Origin of the sequence: Saccharopolyspora sp. NPDC049357, assembly GCF_040677225.1 — a bacterium.
Lineage (GTDB): Bacteria > Actinomycetota > Actinomycetes > Mycobacteriales > Pseudonocardiaceae > Saccharopolyspora.
The window spans coordinates 89535-109854 of record NZ_JBFAQJ010000018.1; the positions used below are offsets into that span (position 1 = coordinate 89535).

Sequence of the window (20320 nt, forward strand, 5' to 3'; positions counted from 1 at the left end):
TTCGCGGGCGCTCGGGGCAGATCCGGCATACCGCCCGGCGGCCGATCCCCGTGCGTCGCGGCTGGTGAACGAGTGTTTAGATCGGGTCGGCGTCAACCACGAGGAGGAACAGCACCATGACGGCCGCACGCGGGACCTCGGTGGAGATCACCACGCCGGATGGCGTGGCAGATGCGTACCTCACACATCCGGAGGGCGGCGGGAAGCATCCCGCGGTGCTGTTCTACATGGACGCCTTCGGGCTGCGGCCGCACCTCCGCGCCATGGCGGACCGGCTGGCGGACGAGGGTTTCACCGTGCTGGTGCCCAACCTGTTCTACCGGGCGGGCCGGACCCCGGTGTTCGAACTGCCGGAGTTCATCGACCCGGGTGCGCGGCCGGAGATCTTCCAGACCATCGGCCCGATCATGCAGCAGCTCACGCCGGAGCTGGCGATGCGCGACGCCGGCGCCTACCTGGATTGGCTGGCCGACAGCCCGCTGACCACCGGTGAACCGGTCGGGATCACCGGGTACTGCATGGGCGCGGTGATGGCGCTGCGCACGGCCGGGGCCTATCCCGAGCGCGTGGCGGCTGTGGGCGGATTCCACGGGGGCAACCTGGCCACCGAGGCGGAAGACAGCCCGCACCTGGTTGCCGGGAAGATCACCGCTGAGCTGTACTTCGGCCACGCCGATCAGGACCACGCCCTGCCACCGGAGCAGATCCAGCGGCTCGACGAGGCGCTGACCGAGGCCGGTGTCCGGTTCCGCACCGAGGTCTACGAGGGCGCACTGCACGGCTACACCCAGGCCGACACCGCCGCCTACGACGAGGCGGGGGCGGAGCGCCACTGGGAGGCTCTGCTGGAGCTCTTCCACCGCACGCTGCGCTGAGCGGCGTCGACGACGCCGGCGCGGCCGCGTGCCGGGTGGGCGTCGTCAGTCCGCGCCCTCGCCCGCCTCGGGGACGCCGGCGAGTTCGTGCGCTCCGCTGTTGCAGGACGGGCAGGTGGGCCACAACCAGCCGATGTCGGAGTTGTCGGCGGTGACCTTCTTGGAGCACAGCGTTCTCACGGTGACGCCGTGGTAGCCGTGGCGGGGCTTGGCGTCGGTGGTGGCGTGGCGCTCCCCCTCGGCGGGCACCCAGCTGAACGGATGCGGCCGGTACATCAGGCCACCGCTTCGCGCGGGCGCGGTCCGGGGCACGGCCACCCGCCCCCGGTCGATTCGATCACGCCCGCCACGATCTTGAACGCTACCCGAACAACGAGCGATCACACGCAACCCGTTCGGAGTAGTTGACCTCTCCGCACGCACGAGAGACCACCCGAGACCACCACTCGCGGTGACAATTCCGTGATTCCCAGCCACGCTGGAAGCCGCGAACATCCCATTTGCCGCTCAGGTCATCACGGGCGGTCATCGCCACCCCGCCGCGGACGGGCGTCAGGGAAGGGTCAGGATCCGAGGACCGTCGGGGGTGATCGCCACGGTGTGCTCGGAGTGGGCCGTGTTGGAGCCGTCGGCCGAGCGCAGGGTCCAGCCGTCGGGGTCGGTGACGATGCGGGCGGTGGTGCGCGCGAACCAGGGCTCGATGGCGATGGTCAAACCCGGCTGCAGCTTCAGGCCCCGACCGGGCTTGCCGCGGTTGGCCACGTGCGGCCCCTCGTGCATGGTGCGACCGAGACCGTGCCCGCCGAACTCGGTGTTGACCGGGTAGCCGTAGTCGGTGGCGACGGCCTCGATCGCGGCCGAGATGTCGCCGAGCCGGTTGCCCGGCTTGGCGACGTCGATCGCCGCGCGCAACGCCTCCTCGGTCGAGCGCACCAGCCTGCGATCCTCTTCCTCCTCGGTTCCGACGATGACCGTGCGGGCGGCGTCGGCGACCCAGCCGTCGATGCTCACCGCGAAGTCGGCGGTGAGCACGTCACCGTCGCGCAGCACGTAGTCGTGCGGGAGCCCGTGCAGCACGGCGTCGTTGACCGACAGGCAGATGACGTTGCGGAACGGCCCCTCGCCGAAGGACGGCGAGTAGTCCCAGTAGCAGGACTGGGCGCCGCGCTCCTCGACCCGGCGACGCGCGTGGTGCTCCAGGTCCATCAAGTTGACGCCGACCTTCGCCATGTCCCCGACCTCGGCGAGGATCTCGGCCACGAACGCGCCGGTGACGCGCATCTTGTCGATCTCGGCCGGCGTCTTCAACTCGATCACTCGTACTCCTACGACTCTCAGTGTCGGTATTTTAATACCAATCCTAGCACTTGCAGGTATTTAAATACCACCGTAACCTTCGAGTCGTGGTACGGCTTCCTCTCACCCCTGATCAGGTGGAGTCCGGCGCGCGCGTCGGCAAGATGCTGCGGGACGCGCGCGCAGGACGCGACGCGGTCGAGATCGCCCGCGCGGCGGGAATCTCCCCCGAAACGCTGCGCAAGATCGAATCCGGCCGGCTGCCGACCCCGGCGTTCGGCACCGTGGTGGGCCTGTGCGATGCCCTGGACCTCCCGGTGCACGAGGTCGCCGAGGTCTGGCGCGGTGGAGTGAGCCTGCGCAGCGCCTCCTGACCCTCAGCGCACTCGACGGGCCCTGAGCACCACGTCGTGCGGGTGCTCCTCCTTGCCGGGCCCGGTGCGCGGGCGGGTTTCGTCGACCTCCACCTGCCAGTCCCCGTCCAGGAGCTTGGCGACGTCGGCGGGCATGACGTACTCGGCCGGGTCGAACTCGGTGTCCGGCGGGAACCCGGCGGGGTCGTGGCCGACGTAGAGCACCGTGCCGCCCAGCGCCACGGCGGCCAGCAGGGCGCGCACCGGCTCTTCACCGCGTTCCTTCTTCAGCGCGAAGTACTGCGCGGAGACCAGGTCGAACGAGCGGGCCGGTGGGAGCTCGGCGGCCAGGTCCGCGCGCACCCACGCGATGTTCGCGGCGACCTCCGGAGCGCGTTCCGCGGCGACCGCGGCACCGCGTTCGACCGCCACCCGGGAGATGTCGGTCGCGGTCACCTTCCAGCCCTGCTCGGCCAGCCAGATCGCGTCGCCACCCTCACCGCAGCCGACGTCGAGGGCCTGCCCCGGCGGCATGCCGGTGACCTCGGCGACGAGGGCGTCGTTGGCGGCTCCGCTGAAGAGCCGCTCCTGGCTGCCGTAGCGCTCGTCCCACTCCGCTGCGCTCATGTGCTCCTCCTGGTCGAGCGTCATTCCGTGTCGGTTGTCGCCCATGGCGACCTCGCAGGTCCGGTTCTCCGCCGCCGCGCTGAAGGGCTCCCGCGCGGACGCCACGGCGCGGGCGGTCTCCTCCTCGACCAGGTCCATGTTGATCATTCCCCCGACGGTCGCCCCGGCAGCCGCCGCGACGATCACGGTGGCGCGCAGGTCGGTCGTGTTGCCCGCGACCCACACACCCGGCACGGACGTCCGGCCGCTCTCGTCGGAGGGGATGTGCGCACCTCCGCTGGGGTGCGCCTCGGGTTCCAAACCGAGGCCGGCGGCCGGTTCCGACCGGGCGACCATGCGCGGAGCCACCGCCAACGCCCGCAGCGGAACCACTCGCCCGCCCGCCAGGCGGACTCCGGCCAACTCGTCGCCGACGACCTCCAGCTCCTCGACCGGCTCCGCGACGACGTCGACGCCGCGAGCGGCGAGCTTCTCCGCGTCCTCACCCGACGGCGCTTCGGATCCGTTGAGCAGCAACGTGATCCGCTCGCTCCACTGCCGGAACAGCAGGGCCTGGTGCACGCTCATCGGACTGGTCGCCAGCACGCCGATCGGCTCGTCGCGGAACTCCCAGCCGTGGCAGTAGGGGCAGTGCAGCACGTCGCGGCCCCACCTCTCCGCCAACCCCGGCACGTCGGGCAGTTCATCGCGCAGCCCGGTCGCCAGCAGCAACCGTCGCGCGCTCGCCCGCCTGCCATCGGCAGTCTCCACGACAAAACCCGAGCCCTCGCGTCGCGCCGAAACCACCTGTCCGGAAAGGACCTCTCCCCCGTAGCCCGCCACCTCGCGGCGACCGGCCGCGAGCAGGTCGGCGGGCGCCTCGCCGTCGCGCGAGAGGAACCCGTGCATGTGGGCGGCGGGGGCGTTGCGGGGCTGCTCGCCGTCGATCACCAGAACGCTGCGGCGCGCCCTCCCCAGCATCAGCGCGGCGTTCAACCCGGCTGCGCCACCCCCGACGACGACCACGTCGTACCTGGTCAGACCCTCGTTCTCCATCACTGACCACCTCCAGCGACCACCATGCCCAACCCTCACGAGAATCAGCAACATTCTTTGCCGATCCAGCAACAAGGGAGGCGGTCCCGCCCTTCGGGACGCCCGGGAACCATGATTGACACCCTCGTTCGAGCACTGGTTCTATCGAGGGCATGACAGCGAACATCGCTCTGGTCGAGCGCCGCTACGTGGATTGCCTCCGCGTCGCCAGCGCCCGCTGTCGCTGACACCTCAACGCCGCTGAACTGATCCGAGCGGCGTCTTCCCTTCACCTCACCCCTTTTCGCGACTGCGCTACGTCGCGCCTGATCCCCCTCGGCGATTCATCGAGAAGACGGGTCTTCGCACTGTGCCTTCCTCACCACGGCGTCCCCTGGGACGCCGCGACTTCCTACGCCTCGGTCTGTCCACATTGCCCACCGCCGCGGTCCTCAGCGGATGCGCCGCCTCCTCCGCCGCTCCGCGCGGGGAGACGACGGTCGTCCGCTACCAGGGGTGGTCCGGTCAGGTGACGTTCCCGGAGCTCGCCGCCGACCTCGGCCTGCTCGGCGACGTGCGCCTCGAGTGGATCGGCAACACCACCAGCGGGCCGCAGGACATCCAGGCCACCGTGACCGGCGACGTCGACATCGGCGGCGCGTTCAACGGCTCGATCCTGCGGCTGGTCGCCGCAGGCGCACCGATCACCGCCGTGGTCTCCTACTACGGGTCCGACGCGCTGAGCAACGCCGGGTACTTCGTGCTCGACGAGAGTCCGCTGCGCGGAGCGGCCGATCTGCACGGCGTGACGGTCGGCATGAACACCGTCGGTGCGCACCACCAGGACGTGCTGGGGATCTACCTGCGCCGCAACGGTTTCTCCGACTCCGAGATCCGCGACGTGCAACCGGTGGTGGTACCGCCGGTGAGCTCGGAGCAGGCGCTGCGGTCCGGTCAGCTCGACGTGTCGACGATGACCGGAGCGGTTTCGGAGAAGGCCAAGGCGCGCGGCGGGATCCGCCCGCTGTTCACCGATTTCGAGCTGCTGGGCGCCTTCAGCGCGGGTTGCTACGTGCTGCGCGACGAGTTCATCGCCGCCAACCCAAGCACCACCCGCGCGCTGGTCGCCGGCATCGCGAAGGCGGTGCGGTGGACGCAGACCCGCCCGTACCCGGAGGTCGTCGCCCGCTTCACCGACATCATCCGGCGACGCGGCCGCAACGAGGACACCAAGACCGCCGCGTACTGGCGCTCCAGCGGGGTCGCAGGACCCGGCGGGGCCATCGCCGCCCGCGAGTTCTCCCTCTGGCTGGAGCGGCTGGTCGATTCCGGAGTCATCCGGCCCGGCTCTGTCGACGTCTCCCGCATCCACACCAACGAGTTCAACCCGTTCGCCTGACACGAAGAGGCACACCCATGACAGACATCGTTCTGGACGGCGTCACCCGAACCTTCAGGGGACGCGACTCCGAGGTCACCGCCCTCGACGGCGTCGACCTGCGCATCGAGCCGGGCGAGCTGGCCGTCATCGTCGGCCCCAGCGGCTCCGGGAAGTCCACCCTGCTGGACCTGCTCGCCGGGCTCGACTCCCCCACCAGCGGGCAGATCCGCATCGGCGGCGAGCCCATCGACGGCCCAGGGCTCAACCGGGGCGTGGTGTTCCAGCAGTACGCGCTGCTGCCCTGGCGAACCGCTCAGGCGAACGTCGAACTCGGCTTGGAGGCCAACTCCGCGTCCAAGGCGCAGCGCCGCGAACGGGCGCGCGAACACCTCGACCTGGTGGGAATCGCCGACTTCGCCGGCCACTACCCGCACCAGCTCTCCGGCGGGATGCGCCAGCGGGTCGCCATCGCGCGCAGCCTCGCCTTCGATCCCGACGTGCTGCTGATGGACGAGCCGTTCGGCGCCCTCGACGCCCAGACCCGGGAACGCCTGCAGGAGCAGCTGCTGGACATCTGGCAGCGCACCGGCAAGACGGTCGTGTTCATCACCCACGACATCGACGAGGCCGTCTACCTGGGACGCACGGTCACGGTGCTCACCTCGCGGCCCGGCCGCGTCCGGGAGACCGTCGAGGTCGACATCGCCGAGCGCACCAGCCGCGAGGACACCCTGCTCAGGCCGGAGTTCGCCGAGTACCGGCACCGGATCTGGTCGCTGCTGCACGCCGCGCCGGAGGTGATCGGCGTTGGCTGACACGCTCACCCCACTCCGGCAGGCCACCAGCTACGGGGCTGTGCGGGCCGGTCGCGCCGCTCGGTCGTCGGTGGCGATCCTGGTGTTCCTCGCGGTGTGGGAGCTGGTGCCGCGAATCGGGTTGGTGGACAGCATCTTCCTGCCCCCGGCCAGCCGGGTGGCCGCGACCTGGTTCGAACTCGCCGCGGACGGACAGCTGTGGGAGAACCTGGCGGCGAGCCTGGCTCGCGCGCTGACCGGCTTCACCATCGCGCTGCTGATCGCGGTGCCCCTGGGGCTGGTCATCGGCTGGTACCGCACGGCCGACGAGCTGCTCACACCGCTGTTGGAGGTCTTCCGCAACACCGCCGCGCTGGCGCTGCTGCCGGTGTTCGTGCTGCTGCTCGGACTGGGCGAGACCTCCAAGATCTCGCTGATCGTGTTCGCCTGCGTGTGGCCGATCCTGCTCAACACCATCAGCGCCGTGCGCACCGTGGACCCGCTGCTGATCAAGTCCGCGCGGTCGCTGGGGTTCGGCTCGGCGGCGGTGTTCGGCAAGGTCGTCCTGCCCGCTTCGGTGCCCGCGGTGTTCACCGGGATCCGGCTCGCCGCGGCGGCCTCGATCCTGGTGCTGGTCGCCGCCGAGATGGTCGGCGCCAAAGCCGGTCTCGGCTACCTGATCAACGCGGCCCAGTACAACTTCGAGGTCCCGCAGATGTACGCCGGGATCGTCACGATCTCGCTGCTGGGCATCGCGTTCAACCACGCGCTCACCGCCGTCGAGCGGCGCTTGTCGCGCTGGCGCAGTTGATTCTTCCGGGCGCGGGAGGGTCCCGCGCCGGGTCCGCACTGATGGAGGAGAACCCGTCATGACCGCTGTTCCGCAGCAGAAGAAGGCCCTCGACGTCGTCAAGCTGGGGGCCAACATCGGCGCCCGCATCGACGGCGTGCGCTTGGGCGGCGACCTCGACGCGTCGACCGTTGCCGAGATCCGTTCGGCACTGCTGGCCAACAAGGTCGTGTTCTTCCGCGACCAGCACCACCTCGACGAGACCGGTCAGCAGGAGTTCGCCTCGCTGCTGGGTGATCTGACGCTCGCGCACCCGACGACCACGAGCCGGGCGATCGGCAACATCCTGCCGATCGACTCCGAGTACGGGAAGGCCAACAGCTGGCACACCGACGTCACCTTCGTGGACCGGGTGCCCGCGATCAGCGTGCTGCGCGCCGTGCAGCTGCCCTCCTACGGCGGCAACACCACCTGGGCGAACACCGCGGCCGCCTACGAAGGCCTTCCGGAGCCGCTGAAGGCACTGGTCAACGAGCTGTGGGCGGTGCACACCAACGACTACGACTACGCCGCGCGGGTGGACGAGACCCGGACCGGCGGGGTGGACGTCAAGGAGCAGACGCACCGCGCGGAGTTCGTCTCCGACCTCTACGAGACCGAGCACCCGGTGGTTCGGGTGCACCCGGAGACCGGTGAACGCGCTTTGCTGCTGGGGCATTTCGTGAAGCGTTTCGTCGGGTTGCGCAGTCCGGAGTCGCAGGCGTTGTTCCGGTTGTTGCAGGACCGGGTGACCAGCCTGGAGAACACCGCCCGCTGGCAGTGGCAGCCCGGCGACGTGGCGATCTGGGACAACCGCGCGACGCAGCACTACGCCCTCGCCGACTACGACGAGCAGGCGCGCAGGATGCACCGGGTGACCGTCGCCGGTGACGTCCCGGTCTCCCTGGACGGCCGCCGCAGCGAGACCCGCGTGGGCGACCCGTCCGCCTACTCCGCTCTCCCGGCCTGACGCTCCGGGCAGCGGCCGGTTTTGGTCCGAACTGATCTGACGTTTCAGTCATTGATCATGGACGGTTCGGACCAAAACCGCCCCTGGGCGACACGTTCGATGTCGCGTTGCAGACCGTCGCGCGAACACCGGTTCAGCCCGGTGGCGCGAAGAACTCCAGTGCGATGTGGTCGGGGTCCCGGAACTGCACACCGGAACCGTAGTGGGCGTCGACGATGCCGCCGTGCTGGATGTCGAGGTCGTCCAGGCGGTGGCACCAGCTCTCCAGCTCGGCCCGGTCGCGGCAGGCGAAGGCCACGTGGTCCAGTCCGGTGCGGTGCTCGTCGAACGCCCCGCCCTTGGCTCCGCCGGGGTGGGTGTGCAGACCGAACAGCTGTCCGTCGGCCAGCGCGAACACCGTGTGGTGGAAACCGCCGCTGGTCTCGTCCTCGTCCAGCACGGGTTCGGAACCGAACAGCGCCCGGTACCAGCGGGTGCTGCGTTCGAGATCGGACACGGTGATCGCCACGTGCGTGATGGGTGGGAACTCGGCCATGCCAGCCTCCTCGGGAACTGCGCCGGGAGTGCGGCAGGGCCGCCCCGGCGCGGTGTGTTCTCATGGTGCCCACACGGCGCCGGTCTCGGAACCTCTTTCGAGTCGCCCGTTCGCGTCAGGCGGGGATCCGCCCCGTTCTCCGGTGGGCCCGGCACCGAACTGGGTCAGCTGTTCGAGCGCGAGCCAGTGCGCGGTGGCTCGGCGGCCGTCGAGCAGCCCGGCGGCTCATCCGTGCTGGTCAGCAGCGCGGATGACGACCACGTCGAATCCCCCTCCTCCAGGTCATCGGATGAGGGGCGGGGTGTCCCAGGGCTGGTCCAGCGCGGCGCGCAGCGCGGTGACGGCGTCGTGGCCGATGCGGGTGGCGAGCTCGCGTTCGATGGCCTCGATGGTGCGCAGCGCCTTGCGGTGGACGCGGGCGCCTTCCTCGGTGACGCGGACCAGCAGGTTGCGGGCCGACGTGGGATCGGGGACCTGTTCGAGCAGACCCATCCCGATCAGCCCGTGCACCGCCTGGTGGACCGACTGGCGAGTAGTGCCGATGCGCCGGGCCAGTTCGGCGGCGGAGGTTCCCGCGGCGTCGAGACTGGCGAACACCGCCGCCTGCGCGACCGTGACCGGCTGCTCGCCGGAGTGCCGCATGCTGTTGTGCAGCGCGTCGTCGAACCAGCGCTTGGCCGATGCCAGCAGTTGCGGCACGTTCGGCGGGGTGTCGTCCATGATCCTCAGCTTCCGGGTGCGGTCGGGGTACACGATCGCACGATCTCCCGCCCGGTCGTTCACACCTCGCCGATCGTCAGGTACCTTGACGGTGTAGGCGACCCGGGACGTGGAGGGGCTCATGACGATCGAGTTCGCGACGCAGCACCGGACGCGCTCGCAGATCCCACCTGAGCCGGGCAAGCCCTACTTCATCGAGAAGGGGCAGGGCGACCGCGCGCACCTGTTCGGAGACCTGTTCACGATCTACGCCGGCGGCGAGCAGACCGAGAACACCTTCAACTTCTTCACCTGCGAAGGCCCGAAGGGCGACATCATCCCCGCGCACTCGCACCCGGAGACCTACGAGGTCTTCTTCATCACCGACGGCGCGGTTCGACTCTTCGTCGAGGAGACCGGCGGTGATCAGCACGAAAAGCTGCTGACAGCGGGTGATTTCGGGTTCGTGCCGAAGAACTGCCCGCACGCCTACCGGATCGAACGCCACCACAGCCGCATCGTCGGCGTGGCCGCCGGGCCGGGTGGGACCTTCGAGCGGTTCTTCGAGAACCTGGGCGCACCCACGGACGAACCGGGATTGCCGACCGCACCGGTGGCTCCCGAACCGGACAGGTTCGGCATCGTGGGCGAGCGCTACGACGTCCGGTTCCTGCCGGAGCACCGGTGGCGCACTCCGTCGGCGAGCGAGCAGCGACCATGACCGGCACCGAACCGCTTCCCGACGCGACGGCCAGAATGGGCGCGTCGGGAGAGCTCCTGCGCGCGGTGCCCTACGCGACTCCGGACGGGTACCGCCCGCTGCTGGCGGACGTCCACCTGCCACCGGTGGGGAGACCGCCGGTGGTGCTGTTCCTGCACGGTGGAGGATGGCGGCTCGGCTCGCGGACCTCGTTCTGCCCGACCTGGCAGGACTGGTCACCGAGCCCGTTCGCGCGGCTCGTCGCGGCGGGTTTCGCCGTCATCTCGGCCGACTACCGGCTCAGCGGCGAGGCGGTCTTCCCCGCCCAGCTCGACGACGTGACCACCGCTGCGCACTGGATCCGTGACCGCGCCGCCGATCTGGGGGTCGACGCGGAGCGGATCGTGGTGTGGGGCGAGTCCGCGGGCGGGCACCTCGCCGCGCTGCTCGGCCTCACCGCCACCCGGGAGGCTCCGGGCGCGGTGGCGGGCGTGGTCGACTGGTACGGGCCGAGCGATCTGAGCGCGATGCCCTCGCGGGACGACCCGGACTCGCGCGAGGCGCAGCTCCTCGGAGCAGCCGCCTCGCAGGTGCCCGATCTGGCGAGAGCCGCCAGCCCGGTGTCGCACGTGCACGCCGCCGCTCCCCCGTTCCACCTGGCGCACGGCGCCGCGGACGACGCCGTTCCCGCGGAGCAGAGCCGACTGCTCGCCGACGCGCTGCGCACCGCCGGTCGCCCGGTCGACTGCGAGCTGGTGCCCGAAGCCGGACACCTGTGGTGCGGGCCGGTCGACGGCGAGCGGATCTTCACCCGCGCCCTGGAGTTCGCTCAGCGGGTCACCGCGCGCTAGCGCTCACAGGGCGTTGAAGCGCGACTGGGTCTTGTCCACCTCGGGCAGGGCTTCGATGACGCTACCCAGGTGGGTGCGCATCGCCGACTCAGCGGCTTCGGCGTCGCCGGCGCAGATGGCTTCGATGATCGCCAGGTGCTGCGGCAGCGACACCGAGGGGCGGCCCGGGTGCATGGCCAGGCGGAACTGGTGCCGGACGTTCTGGCCGCGCAGCCGCCCGAGCACCGCGCACGCCGTCTCCTGGCCGCTGATGCGCAGGATCAGGGCGTGCAGGCGCTTGTTGATCTCGGAGTAGCCGAGCACGTCGCCGGCGGCGACGGCCTGCTGCATCAGCTCGCCGATCTCGCGCAGCTCACCGTGCTCCTGCTCGGAGGCGCGCTCGGCCGCGCGCGCCGCGCACAGACCCTCGACGACCATCCGGACCTCGGTGATCTCGATGGCTTCTTGCAGCGACACCGCGCGCACCCGAGCACCCCGGTTCTGGATGCGCTCCACCAGGCCCTCGGTGGTCAGCTGGACCAGCGCGTTGCGGACGGCGGCGCGGCTCACGCCGAACTGCTCGGAGAGCTCGGCCTCCACCAACCGCTGGTTCGGGGCGAAGTCTCCGCTGGTGATGGCCTCGCGGATCGCGTTCACGACCGGAGCCTCCTGGCCGACGTCGTCCCGCTTCGCTGTGGTCACTGCCCCTACCCCGAGATTGATAACAATTTTGTCCACCATTCTAGCGGGCGGGGTTCGCGCAGGCCCGCGCCATCCTCCCCAGGCGGAAGATCGGCGCGCGGCTCAGTCGGCGAGGAAGTCCCCGACGAGCTTGCTCGCCACCGGCCGGTTCTCGTGGAAGTAGGCGTGGCGGAGTCCGGGCAGGACGTGCGCTTCGGCGTCGGGGATGCGTTGGGCCAGGAGCTCGGCGTTGCTCGCCGGAGTCATCCGGTCATCGGCACCGTGCACGACCAGGGTGGGCGAGCCGATCTCGTCCAGCCGATCCCAGGCGTTGTGGCCGTTGCTGGCGGCGAGGTGGTGGCGGCGGGCGTGCGCCGGCATGTCCGGGTCGCCGAGAACGGTGCGCGGGCCGTCGTGCGTGGCCAGCCACTCCGGGCTGTACATCAGCTCCAGCAGCGCCCGTTCGGCCGCGGCCCGGTCCGGCTGCGCGAGGGCGCGACGGACCGCGGCGTCGCGTTCGACGGCGTGCGGACCGCCCGGTGAGGTGCAGCCGAGGACCAGCCGCCGCACGCGATCCGGGTGGTTGATGGCCAGCCACTGGGCGGTGCGACCGCCCATGGACGTGCCGTAGACGTCAGCGGAATCGACGCCGAGCGCGTCCAGCACGGCGATGACGTCTTCGGCGAAACCCGCTGTGGAGCACGGCTCATCGGGTTTGCCGCTGGCGCCGGTCCCCCGGTAGTCCACGGTGATCGTGCGGTGGACGTCCTCGAAGTCCTCGCGCACGCCGTCCCACCAGCGGTGGTTGTTGGCCTGCCCCGCGAGCAGCACCAGCGGCCGCCCCGCACCGGCCACCTGGAAGGCCAGCGAGGTGCCGTCCTGCGCGCGCGTGAACTCCTGCCCGACTGCCATGCGTTCCCTCCCGAAGACGAACACCCCGGAACCCTACGCAGCCCCACCACCACCCGACACGACCTGCGGCTAGACTCACGCGCGCTCGTGAGCGATGCGACGTCCCACGACACGACACCAGGCACGTCGCGACCCCGATCACCGCGGTATTCCGGCCACCACCCACTGGGGGCGAGGTTTCCGAAAATCCTCGCCCGGAGGGGCGATCAACCCTCAGCCGTTGCTGTAGATGCCGGGGGTGGAAGGTTTCGGCGAAGGCGGCGGGTTTGCGGAAGCCGACGGACACGAGGTTCCCGCTAGGCCGTGTTTTAGGTTCGGATTCCTGCGCGCGCCCTGCACGATGATGATCAAGATGTGGGGCGAGGCGATCTTTCTGATGAGCAGCGGTCGGTGCTGGAGTCGTTGCTGTTCATCAGTGGCTGTGAACCCTCAGCCTGTCGTCGTGCGGATGCCCCAGCAGGAAACGACGGCCCTGCGGTCATTACGGAGGAAGGGCACATTTCCTGGCATTGGCGCGGGGCGGTGTGTACAGGGTTGCACCTTCCGTAGCGGCATGTGGTCCAGTGGACTGGACTTACGTCCCGATCCCTTGAGGAAAGGTCCCTGCTCATGCATTCGTCTTTCATGCCACCCCGCCAGGTCAAGATCGGTGACGCGGCGGCCTTCGCCGGCAGCACGCCACGGGCGATTCGCCATTACCACGAGATCGGCCTGCTCCCCGAGCCTGAGCGAGGCGGCGATGGCCACCGCCGCTACGGGTACGAGGACATAATCCGCCTGCTGTGGATTCGCAAGATGGCCAACGCCGGGATCGCCCTCGACGACATCCGTGACGCCTTTACCACCGGCATGGCTTCCGTCGGTGCGGACAGCGGAGACGGTATCGCGGGCATCCTGGAGCGGTTGGAGGAAACGCTCGCCGAGCAGGAGGCGGAATTGGGGCGGCAACGGACCGCCGTGCGGCGGATGCGCACCGAAGGCAGCCGAATGGGACTGCTCTCCGACTTCGTCACCGAACGCTTCAAGAGCCTGCCCGAAGGCTCCCTGCGTCAGGCGGACCTGGACACTCTGCTGGTCACTGAGCGGATCTTCGGCCCGCTCGGCGCGGCCGTCCAGGCCACCCGCTTCATCGCCCTGGCCACGCATCCCACTCTGCGGGAGGATTCCGACCGCATCGATGACGCCGAGGAGGCACTCGATGACAGTGTCGCCGTCGATGATCCACGGGTGGCTCAAGTGGCCGTCGAGCGACACGCCTTCGAAAGCGCCCTGCAGGCCGTCATCGAGGAGTCCGGCCTGGATAAGGACGACGATGCCCTCTTCGACGCCTGGGACACTTTGCACCCTGCTACCGCCGATGACGAGGCCGACATCAGCTCTGGCAGGCGGGAGGCTGACTCCATGAGCGCGTTCGAAGCCATCGGCAAGATGCCCTACGACGCCTCCCCAGCCCGCCTGCGCTGTATGGAACTGGCCATAGAACTATCCGCCCAAGACTCACCCGCTACCTAAAACACGGCCTAGCCGTCCCGCCGCGGAACCCGAGGGCGTCTCGCGATCGCTCGTGGCGACTTTCGGATACCGGGGAGCGTTTTCGGGGTTGTGGCGTCAAACTGGTGGTGAGCCGCACGGATCGAGGGGGCCGCGACTCATGAACAGTGCAGAACTCGCCGAACTCATCGCCCGCGACGCCGCCGACGGGATCCGCCAGCACGCCGTCCGCGCGCTCATCATCCGCGCGGGCAAGGCGCTGATGCTGCGTCGTCCGCGGCACGAATCCCGTGGTGGTGTGTGGGAAATGCCGGGTGGCAAGGTCGAACCGCACGACTGCGATCTGCTGGACGCGTTGCAACGGGAGGTCCGCGAGGAAACCGGACTCGCCGTCACCGGATTCACCCGCCATCTGGCCGCTTTCGACTACGTCAATCGCCACGGCCGCTGCGTCCGGCAGCACACGTGGTCGGTGACCGTGACCGGAGAGCACGTGCGACTCACCGAGCACGACGCCTACACCTGGACGAACGCGCACGACACCCATCCGATCAGCCCGCGGGACCGGGACCTCATCAGCAGGCACGCAGTGCGAGGTCCGACACTCCTGTAGGGGTCACCCGAATTCGCTCAGCGAAGTTCTTCCGCACTCTTCCCAGACAATTTCGGCGATTCGCCGTTCTCATTCGGTGAAACTGGGAAAACTGCGAGCGAGACGCCGACGTGTCCTATTCTGTTCAGATCATCTTCTCCTGTTCCGGTCCGGAATCGATTTATGATCGAACCACTTTCGGATTCGGACGAGAGGAACGATCGCCTGATGAACACTGTGGACGGAACGCCCCGCGCCCGCCGGGCCGGGAAGTTCGCGGCCAGCGTCGCGGGAGCCGCGGTCCTGCTCCTCGCGCTGCCGCCGGCGATCGCCGCCGCCGACCCGCCCGCCGCGCTGCCCACCAGCGCCGCCGAGGCGGACGCGAAGTGGCAGCCCGCCTTCGACTACGACGGGGACGGTTGCTACCCGACTCCGGCGATCGGTTCGGACGGCACCATCGCTCCCGGCCTGGACACCACCGGTGCGATCAACGGCAGCTGCCACGACCAGTCGGACCTGGACAACACCAACTCCTACTCGCGCTCCAAGTGCAACAACGGCTGGTGCGCCTACGTCTACGACCTGTACTTCGAGAAGGACCAGGCCGTGGACGGCAGCGGGCTCGGCGGACACCGCCACGACCTCGAACACGTCATCGTGTGGGTGGAGAACGACGAGGCCAAGTACGTCTCGACCTCGGCGCACGGCGACTACTCGACCTACCCGGCCAACGAGGTCCAGTGGGACGGCAGCCACGCCAAGGTCGTCTACCACAAGGACGGCGCGAGCACGCACTGCTTCCGGCTGGCCGGCGCGGACGAGCAGCCGGAGAACCACTACGGCACCTGGCAGTACCCCGCTCTGGTGAGCTGGGACAACTGGCCGGACACCGGTCTTCGCGACAAGCTCACCTCGGCCGACTACGGCAGCGCGAGCCTGGCCATCTCCGACGGGGCTTTCAACAGCAACCTGGAGAGCGCCAAGCCCGAGGGCATCGCCTTCGACCCCCACGCCTGACCAGGCGGAGGAATCACCCCGCGTAGGTGCGCACGGGGAGCCCTCGCACCCCGGGATCGGTGGCGAACACCGCACCGGCGCCGGGGTGGTGTTCGAGGTCGGTGCCGACCTGCGAGGTGGTGATGTAGAGGCGGTCGAGGTCCTCGCCGCCGAAGGTGCAGGCGGTGACCTTCGGAGCGGGGACCTCGACGATCTCGGCCAGCGCACCGTCGGGCGTGTAGTGGCGGACCGCGCCGCCGCCCCAGAGGGCGACCCAGACGCCGCCTTCGGCGTCGACGGTGAGTCCGTCCGGGGACCCGTCGGCCCGGTCGATGTGGGCGAACGGCCGCCTGTTGACCAGTTGCCCGTCCTCGAAGTCGAACACGTCGACCCGCTGGGTCGGCGTATCGGCGTAGTAGGCCCGCGACCCGTCCTCCGTCCACATGAGACCGTTGGAGATGCTGACCTCGGGCACGACGGGTTCGACGCGGCCCTGCGGGTCGAGGCGGTAGAGGGTTCCGGCGCCGGGTTTCTCGTCGTAGGCCATGGAGCCGCAGTAGAACGCGCCGTCGGGACCGCAGCCGCCCTCGTTCATCCGGACGTCCGCGCCGCTCCACAGCTCCGGCAGCACCTGGATGTCCTGCAACGCGTCATCGGCGAAGGCGAACCCGCGTTCCAGCGCCAGCACCGCGCCACCGGATTCCCTCGGGCGCAGCGCTGCCGCGACCGAGCCGACGTGACGGCGTTGGACCTCACCGGAGGCGTCGAGGGTCAGCACGTCACCGACCAGCATGTCCACCCACCGCAGGCCCGGCCAGCGGCCGAACCACACCGGCCCTTCGCCGTGCCCGGCCAGCGGAGGGGTGATCTGCTCCAGCATCGGTGAACCTCCGCGACGAGTCATGGGTGCAGCAGAACCTTCCCGGTGGGTACCGCCGGGTCGGCGAGGACGTGCAGCGCCCGCTCGGCATCCTCCAACGCGTACTCGTGCGTGATCAACGGCGCCGGGTCGAGTCGCCCCGCAGCGAAGGCGCGGACCGCGTGCGCCCACGCGCGCGAGGAGGCCCCGAACACGGTGTGCACGGTGACCGCGGCTCCGACCAGCTCCGCCGGGGTGAGCGGTTCGTGCTCCTCCGGTGCGATACCGGTGAGCACGGTTCGCCCGCCTCGCCGGGTGGAGCGCACCGCGAGCCGCCCGGTTCCCGACGCGCCCGCGGCTTCCAGCACCACGTCAAAACCGTCGCCGAGCTCGTCGGGGGTGCGGAAATCCGTTGCGCCGCACGCCTTGGCGGCCTCATTGCGGTCGGTTCGCGGATCGACCACCACGAGGCTCCCGGCACCGGCCGCCGCGAAGAGCTGGGTGGCGAGCATGCCGAGGGTTCCACCGCCGATGACCGCGACGCTCTCCCCCACCCGCACGCCGGCCTTGAGCACCGCCGAGGCCATGCACGCGGCCGGTTCCAGCAGCGCGGCGGCGCGCAAGTCGGCCTCCTCGGGCAGCGGGTGCAGCAGTCGGGCGGGGATGCGGAGGTGATCGGCCCACGCGCCCGGCTGGGTGAAGCCGGTTTCGTCGTAGGCGGCCGAACACAGACTCGTGTCGCCTTCCCGGCAGGCCGTGCACCGGCCGCAGTTGCGGAACCCCTCGCCCACCACCTTGCGGCCGACCACCCCCGGGTCCACGCCGGCTCCGGCCCGCACGACGGTGCCCGACCACTCGTGGCCGGCGACGACGGGATAGCGGACGAACTCCGACGGCCGGGTGCCGCGGTAGACCTCCAGGTCGGAGCCGCAGATCCCGGACCAGGCGACCTCGACGAGTGCTTCGTCGTGGCCGGGCGGCTCGGGTTCGGCTGCGACGACGCGCAGCGCCTGCGGAGAATCGATCCGGACTGCGCGCGGCATCGCTGCTTCGAACCCCTTCCACGGCGTGACGACTCCGCCGAGCCTGCTCAACGGAACGGCCGCTGTCCAGTGGCTCGCCCCTCGGCTCCGGGGGCCGGGCGGTTTTGGCCTGAACCGACCGGACGAAACGGACTTCGGTCACGGACGGTTCGGACCAGAACCGCCCTGCTCCCGGACTGCAACTCCCGAGGCGGGGTCCGGTCAGGCGCGGGGTGCTCGGCCCGGGACCGTGATGCGGTACTGGGCCATCTTGCGGTAGATGGTGGCCCTGCTGACGCCGAGCTCGCGGGCCGCCTCGCCGACGGTGGTGCCGGGTTCGGTGAGGCAGCGGATGATCTCGTCGCGCTCCACCGCTTCGAGCCTGGTCAGCGGCCTTCCCGGGCCGGTGAAGACCTCCGGCGGCAGGTGGTTGAGGTCGATCAGGTCCGCACGACCTGCGGCTTCGCGGACGACCTGGCGCAGCTGGCGGACGTTCTCCGGCCAGTCGTAGGCGTTGAGGGTCCGGGCCGCCGAGGCCGTGAAGTCCACGTCACGGCGACGCTGCTGACGCGCGAAGTGCCTGGCCAGCGGCTGGATGTCATCAGGCCGGAACCGCAGCGCGGGCACCTCGACGACGGTGTCGACCAGCCGTCGCAGCTCCTCGGGCACGGCCTCAGCGGATTCGGCGGTGAGCACGTAGGGCTGCATGCCGCCGACGGCGCGGACTTCGCCCAACCGCTCGGCGAGCTCGCTGATCACCCAGGCGGGCAGCCGGTCGACACCGGAGATGATCACGCAGGTGCTGTCCTTGCCGAGCTCCGGCGCCCACAGCTCCAGCCACGCCTCGACGTCGTCCGGCGCGGGCGGTCGCACGCTGAGCACCCGCTCGCGGCGCAGTTCCCGGCGGGCCAGCGAGGCCAGCGCGGTCTTGCCGGTCCCGGGTTCGCCGACCACGGCGACGGCCCGGCCGTTGCGGAAGGCCGAGCGCGCCTCGGCGAAGACGCTGCGCCACCCGGGCGTGAGCACCGAGGCCTCCGGCGCGCGCATCCGGTCGGCGTAGACGCGGAAGACCTCCCCGCGCGGCATCGGGTGCGCGCTGCGCCCGGCACCCCGCGCCAGCATCAGCGCGGTGGTGTTGCCCGCCGCCGACTGGGCGAGCGCGAGCAGCAGCTCGGAGGCCGAGTCCGACCAGGTCGTGAGGTTGACGCTGCCCGCGACACCACCGCTGACCGGGTCCAGCACGGGAGCCGCCGCGCAGGTGTAGCCGCGCAGTCCCGCGCAGAAGTGCTCCTCGGCCCGCACCAGGGACGGGGCGCGGTCGGCCAGCGCCAGGCCGAGGCCGTTGGTGCCCGCGTTCTCCTCGGCGAAGTAGAAGCCCGGCGCCAGGTGCACGCGGTCCAGCGAGCGGTTGATCGTGCCGTCCTCGCAGACGCGGCTGAGCACCAGCCCCTCCGGGTCGGTGATCATCATGCTGACCGGTTCGTTGGCGAGGGTGGCCTGCAGCCCGCGCAGCACAGCGGTACCGCACTCGAAGAGCAGCGAGCCGGTGTCGACCGAGCCGGTGAACACCGGGCGCATCTCCTCCGCGCTGATCCCGTAGCGCTCGCTGCGCCGCCAGGACGCCCGCAACCGAGGAGTGACGGTGGCAGGGCAGGCGGCGGGGTCGGGCGCACTCCGGTGCAGGTGCATCTCGAACCTCCAAGGGACGCGTCGTTGCGCCGGTGGGATCAGGGTAAGCGCAGGACGTGGCCGCCATCACCGATCGCGCTGTCTCAAAGTGAGACACGCGGCGTCCCCAGCAGGCTCCCGCCGCTCTTAGCGTTCCCTCCCAACGTGCCACGGCTGCCACGTAGCGGAGGAAGCAGATGTACAGCAAGGACGGCGAGAACTACTTCATCGTTGACGCACACGTCGCGCTCTGGGACGCCCGTGCCGAGAACCAGCGCAACATCCACGGCAAGCAGTTCATCGACTGCTTCTACGACTACCACCGCAACCTCAGCCCGGAATCCGAGGTCTGGCCCTACGAGGACTTCCTCTACCAGGGCGGCGAGCGGCTCATGCGGGACCTGTTCACCGACGGCTACGTCGATCACGCGATCTTCCAGCCCGCGCTGCTGAGCGCCTTCTACGGCAACGGTTTCGGGCAGACCGAGGAGGCCTTCGCGCTGACGCAGAAGCACCCGGACAAGCTGACCTACAACCACTGCTGGGACCCGCGCTTCGAGCAGGCGGGGCTGGACCAGCTGCGCCGCGACGCCGAGCGCTTCGGACTCAAGGGCGTGAAGCTCTACACCGCCGAGTGGCAGGGCGATTCGCGCGGCTACAAGCTCGACGACCCGTGGACCTACAAGTACCTGGAGGCCTGCCAGGAGCTGGGCGTCCGCAACATCCACATCCACAAGGGCCCGACGATCCGGCCGCTGGACCGCGACGCCTTCGACGTCGCCGACGTGGACAAGGTCGCCACCGACTTCACCGACCTGAACTTCGTGGTGGAGCACTGCGGGCTGCCGCGCCTGGAGGACTTCTGCTGGATCGCCACGCAGGAGCCCAACGTGCACGCGGGCCTGGCGGTGGCCATGCCGTTCATCCACTCGCGGCCGCGCTACTTCGCGCAGATCATCGGCGAGTTGCTGTACTGGCTGGACGAGGACCGCATCCAGTTCTCCAGCGACTACGCGATCTGGACGCCGAAGTGGCTGATCGAGAAGTTCGTGGACTTCCAGATCCCGCAGGACATGACCGAGTACGCCCCGCTGACCACGGAGCAGAAGCGCAAGATCCTGGGCCTCAACGCCGCTCGCATGTACGGCATCGAGGTCCCCGCTGGGCTCGGCGTGGCCGAGAAGGTGGGCGTCTGA

22 protein-coding genes are annotated in these 20320 nt (G+C 69.9%); 12 read left to right on the forward strand and 10 right to left on the reverse strand.

Annotated elements, in window-relative coordinates; all coding sequences use genetic code 11:
• The first annotated feature begins 116 nt into the window (after positions 1 to 116).
• The gene (locus AB0J91_RS17315) at positions 117 to 875 is read left to right on the forward strand and encodes a dienelactone hydrolase family protein (protein ID WP_363869637.1); all 759 of its coding nucleotides are present in this window, start codon (positions 117 to 119) and stop codon (positions 873 to 875) included.
• A 45-nt stretch (positions 876 to 920) separates the two neighbouring features.
• Here AB0J91_RS17315 and AB0J91_RS17320 read toward each other — a convergent pair whose 3' ends face one another.
• Positions 921 to 1151, reverse strand: coding sequence for a zinc finger protein (locus tag AB0J91_RS17320; RefSeq protein ID WP_363869640.1), 231 nt, complete (start codon positions 1149 to 1151; stop codon positions 921 to 923).
• Positions 1152 to 1427: 276 nt separating this feature from the next.
• Positions 1428 to 2192 carry a type I methionyl aminopeptidase gene (gene map, locus AB0J91_RS17325; RefSeq protein WP_363788327.1) on the reverse strand — a complete coding sequence of 255 codons (765 nt, stop codon included), beginning with the start codon at positions 2190 to 2192 and terminating at the stop codon, positions 1428 to 1430.
• A gap of 86 nt (positions 2193 to 2278) precedes the next feature.
• Between map and AB0J91_RS17330 the strand changes: the two genes are divergently transcribed.
• Positions 2279 to 2545 (forward strand): helix-turn-helix transcriptional regulator, encoded by a 267-nt coding sequence (locus tag AB0J91_RS17330; protein ID WP_132673455.1) that lies wholly within the window; start codon positions 2279 to 2281, stop codon positions 2543 to 2545.
• Positions 2546 to 2548: 3 nt separating this feature from the next.
• Here the strand turns inward: AB0J91_RS17330 and AB0J91_RS17335 are convergent, their stop codons facing one another.
• Positions 2549 to 4186 carry a bifunctional NAD(P)/FAD-dependent oxidoreductase/class I SAM-dependent methyltransferase gene (locus tag AB0J91_RS17335; protein WP_363869643.1) on the reverse strand — a complete coding sequence of 546 codons (1638 nt, stop codon included), beginning with the start codon at positions 4184 to 4186 and terminating at the stop codon, positions 2549 to 2551.
• Positions 4187 to 4598: 412 nt separating this feature from the next.
• Here AB0J91_RS17335 and AB0J91_RS17340 point away from each other — a divergent pair, with 412 nt between their 5' ends.
• From AB0J91_RS17340 to AB0J91_RS17355, 4 genes are read left to right on the forward strand one after another with little or no spacing between them, the layout of a single operon-like run.
• Positions 4599 to 5564, forward strand: a complete 966-nt coding sequence (locus tag AB0J91_RS17340) for an ABC transporter substrate-binding protein (RefSeq protein WP_363869646.1) — start codon at positions 4599 to 4601, stop codon at positions 5562 to 5564.
• Between the two features lie 17 nt (positions 5565 to 5581).
• Positions 5582 to 6361, forward strand: a complete 780-nt coding sequence (locus AB0J91_RS17345; RefSeq protein ID WP_363869649.1) for an ABC transporter ATP-binding protein — start codon at positions 5582 to 5584, stop codon at positions 6359 to 6361.
• The gene (locus tag AB0J91_RS17350) at positions 6354 to 7151 is read left to right on the forward strand and encodes an ABC transporter permease (protein ID WP_363869652.1); all 798 of its coding nucleotides are present in this window, start codon (positions 6354 to 6356) and stop codon (positions 7149 to 7151) included. The genes AB0J91_RS17345 and AB0J91_RS17350 overlap by 8 nt, the downstream gene beginning before the upstream one ends.
• A 58-nt stretch (positions 7152 to 7209) precedes the next feature.
• Positions 7210 to 8139: a TauD/TfdA family dioxygenase gene (locus AB0J91_RS17355; RefSeq protein WP_363788322.1), complete on the forward strand. Its 930-nt coding sequence runs from the start codon at positions 7210 to 7212 to the stop codon at positions 8137 to 8139.
• Between the two features lie 133 nt (positions 8140 to 8272).
• Here the strand turns inward: AB0J91_RS17355 and AB0J91_RS17360 are convergent, their stop codons facing one another.
• Complete coding sequence (locus tag AB0J91_RS17360; RefSeq protein ID WP_363869655.1) at positions 8273 to 8674, reverse strand: VOC family protein; 402 nt, start codon at positions 8672 to 8674, stop codon at positions 8273 to 8275.
• A 282-nt stretch (positions 8675 to 8956) separates the two neighbouring features.
• Positions 8957 to 9394 (reverse strand): MarR family transcriptional regulator, encoded by a 438-nt coding sequence (locus AB0J91_RS17365; protein ID WP_363869658.1) that lies wholly within the window; start codon positions 9392 to 9394, stop codon positions 8957 to 8959.
• A gap of 121 nt (positions 9395 to 9515) precedes the next feature.
• On the opposite strand from AB0J91_RS17365, the gene AB0J91_RS17370 reads away from it, so the two are divergent.
• Both AB0J91_RS17370 and AB0J91_RS17375 read left to right on the forward strand, forming a co-directional pair.
• Complete coding sequence (locus tag AB0J91_RS17370) at positions 9516 to 10094, forward strand: quercetin 2,3-dioxygenase (protein ID WP_363869662.1); 579 nt, start codon at positions 9516 to 9518, stop codon at positions 10092 to 10094.
• Entirely contained in the window at positions 10091 to 10924 is an 834-nt protein-coding gene (locus AB0J91_RS17375; protein ID WP_363869665.1) for an alpha/beta hydrolase, read from the forward strand. Before AB0J91_RS17370 ends, AB0J91_RS17375 begins: the two co-directional genes overlap by 4 nt.
• A gap of 3 nt (positions 10925 to 10927) precedes the next feature.
• Here AB0J91_RS17375 and AB0J91_RS17380 read toward each other — a convergent pair whose 3' ends face one another.
• A complete protein-coding gene (locus AB0J91_RS17380) occupies positions 10928 to 11605 on the reverse strand; it encodes a GntR family transcriptional regulator (RefSeq protein ID WP_363869668.1) in 678 nt (225 codons plus the stop codon).
• A gap of 102 nt (positions 11606 to 11707) precedes the next feature.
• Positions 11708 to 12496, reverse strand: coding sequence for an alpha/beta fold hydrolase (locus AB0J91_RS17385; protein ID WP_363869671.1), 789 nt, complete (start codon positions 12494 to 12496; stop codon positions 11708 to 11710).
• A 609-nt stretch (positions 12497 to 13105) separates the two neighbouring features.
• On the opposite strand from AB0J91_RS17385, the gene AB0J91_RS17390 reads away from it, so the two are divergent.
• The 3 genes from AB0J91_RS17390 to AB0J91_RS17400 all read left to right on the forward strand — a co-directional run bounded on the left by AB0J91_RS17390 (position 13106) and on the right by AB0J91_RS17400 (position 15596).
• Positions 13106 to 14008, forward strand: coding sequence for a MerR family transcriptional regulator (locus AB0J91_RS17390; RefSeq protein ID WP_363869674.1), 903 nt, complete (start codon positions 13106 to 13108; stop codon positions 14006 to 14008).
• A 139-nt stretch (positions 14009 to 14147) separates the two neighbouring features.
• Positions 14148 to 14600: an NUDIX domain-containing protein gene (locus tag AB0J91_RS17395; protein WP_363788315.1), complete on the forward strand. Its 453-nt coding sequence runs from the start codon at positions 14148 to 14150 to the stop codon at positions 14598 to 14600.
• A gap of 207 nt (positions 14601 to 14807) precedes the next feature.
• Positions 14808 to 15596 (forward strand): NPP1 family protein, encoded by a 789-nt coding sequence (locus AB0J91_RS17400; RefSeq protein WP_363869677.1) that lies wholly within the window; start codon positions 14808 to 14810, stop codon positions 15594 to 15596.
• Positions 15597 to 15609: 13 nt separating this feature from the next.
• Here the strand turns inward: AB0J91_RS17400 and AB0J91_RS17405 are convergent, their stop codons facing one another.
• The 3 genes from AB0J91_RS17405 to AB0J91_RS17415 form a co-directional block, all read right to left on the reverse strand.
• Entirely contained in the window at positions 15610 to 16455 is an 846-nt protein-coding gene (locus tag AB0J91_RS17405) for an SMP-30/gluconolactonase/LRE family protein (protein ID WP_363869679.1), read from the reverse strand.
• Positions 16456 to 16475: 20 nt separating this feature from the next.
• Complete coding sequence (locus AB0J91_RS17410; protein ID WP_363869682.1) at positions 16476 to 17477, reverse strand: alcohol dehydrogenase catalytic domain-containing protein; 1002 nt, start codon at positions 17475 to 17477, stop codon at positions 16476 to 16478.
• A 201-nt stretch (positions 17478 to 17678) separates the two neighbouring features.
• Positions 17679 to 19145, reverse strand: coding sequence for a helix-turn-helix domain-containing protein (locus AB0J91_RS17415; protein WP_363869685.1), 1467 nt, complete (start codon positions 19143 to 19145; stop codon positions 17679 to 17681).
• A gap of 176 nt (positions 19146 to 19321) precedes the next feature.
• Here AB0J91_RS17415 and AB0J91_RS17420 point away from each other — a divergent pair, with 176 nt between their 5' ends.
• A complete protein-coding gene (locus AB0J91_RS17420) occupies positions 19322 to 20320 on the forward strand; it encodes an amidohydrolase family protein (RefSeq protein WP_363869688.1) in 999 nt (332 codons plus the stop codon).

Bases quoted from the DNA above. Each gene is read 5' to 3' on its own strand.
- AB0J91_RS17315 (WP_363869637.1), top strand. From the start codon at position 117: ATGACGGCCGCACGCGGGACCTCGGTGGAGATCACCACGCCGGATGGC.
- AB0J91_RS17320 (WP_363869640.1), bottom strand. From the start codon at position 1,151: ATGTACCGGCCGCATCCGTTCAGCTGGGTGCCCGCCGAGGGGGAGCGC.
- AB0J91_RS17335 (WP_363869643.1), bottom strand. From the start codon at position 4,186: ATGGAGAACGAGGGTCTGACCAGGTACGACGTGGTCGTCGTCGGGGGT.
- AB0J91_RS17345 (WP_363869649.1), top strand. From the start codon at position 5,582: ATGACAGACATCGTTCTGGACGGCGTCACCCGAACCTTCAGGGGACGC.
- AB0J91_RS17355 (WP_363788322.1), top strand. From the start codon at position 7,210: ATGACCGCTGTTCCGCAGCAGAAGAAGGCCCTCGACGTCGTCAAGCTG.
- AB0J91_RS17360 (WP_363869655.1), bottom strand. From the start codon at position 8,674: ATGGCCGAGTTCCCACCCATCACGCACGTGGCGATCACCGTGTCCGAT.
- AB0J91_RS17365 (WP_363869658.1), bottom strand. From the start codon at position 9,394: ATGGACGACACCCCGCCGAACGTGCCGCAACTGCTGGCATCGGCCAAG.
- AB0J91_RS17370 (WP_363869662.1), top strand. From the start codon at position 9,516: ATGACGATCGAGTTCGCGACGCAGCACCGGACGCGCTCGCAGATCCCA.
- AB0J91_RS17375 (WP_363869665.1), top strand. From the start codon at position 10,091: ATGACCGGCACCGAACCGCTTCCCGACGCGACGGCCAGAATGGGCGCG.
- AB0J91_RS17385 (WP_363869671.1), bottom strand. From the start codon at position 12,496: ATGGCAGTCGGGCAGGAGTTCACGCGCGCGCAGGACGGCACCTCGCTG.
- AB0J91_RS17390 (WP_363869674.1), top strand. From the start codon at position 13,106: ATGCATTCGTCTTTCATGCCACCCCGCCAGGTCAAGATCGGTGACGCG.
- AB0J91_RS17395 (WP_363788315.1), top strand. From the start codon at position 14,148: ATGAACAGTGCAGAACTCGCCGAACTCATCGCCCGCGACGCCGCCGAC.
- AB0J91_RS17400 (WP_363869677.1), top strand. From the start codon at position 14,808: ATGAACACTGTGGACGGAACGCCCCGCGCCCGCCGGGCCGGGAAGTTC.
- AB0J91_RS17405 (WP_363869679.1), bottom strand. From the start codon at position 16,455: ATGCTGGAGCAGATCACCCCTCCGCTGGCCGGGCACGGCGAAGGGCCG.
- AB0J91_RS17410 (WP_363869682.1), bottom strand. From the start codon at position 17,477: ATGCCGCGCGCAGTCCGGATCGATTCTCCGCAGGCGCTGCGCGTCGTC.
- AB0J91_RS17415 (WP_363869685.1), bottom strand. From the start codon at position 19,145: ATGCACCTGCACCGGAGTGCGCCCGACCCCGCCGCCTGCCCTGCCACC.
- AB0J91_RS17420 (WP_363869688.1), top strand. From the start codon at position 19,322: ATGTACAGCAAGGACGGCGAGAACTACTTCATCGTTGACGCACACGTC.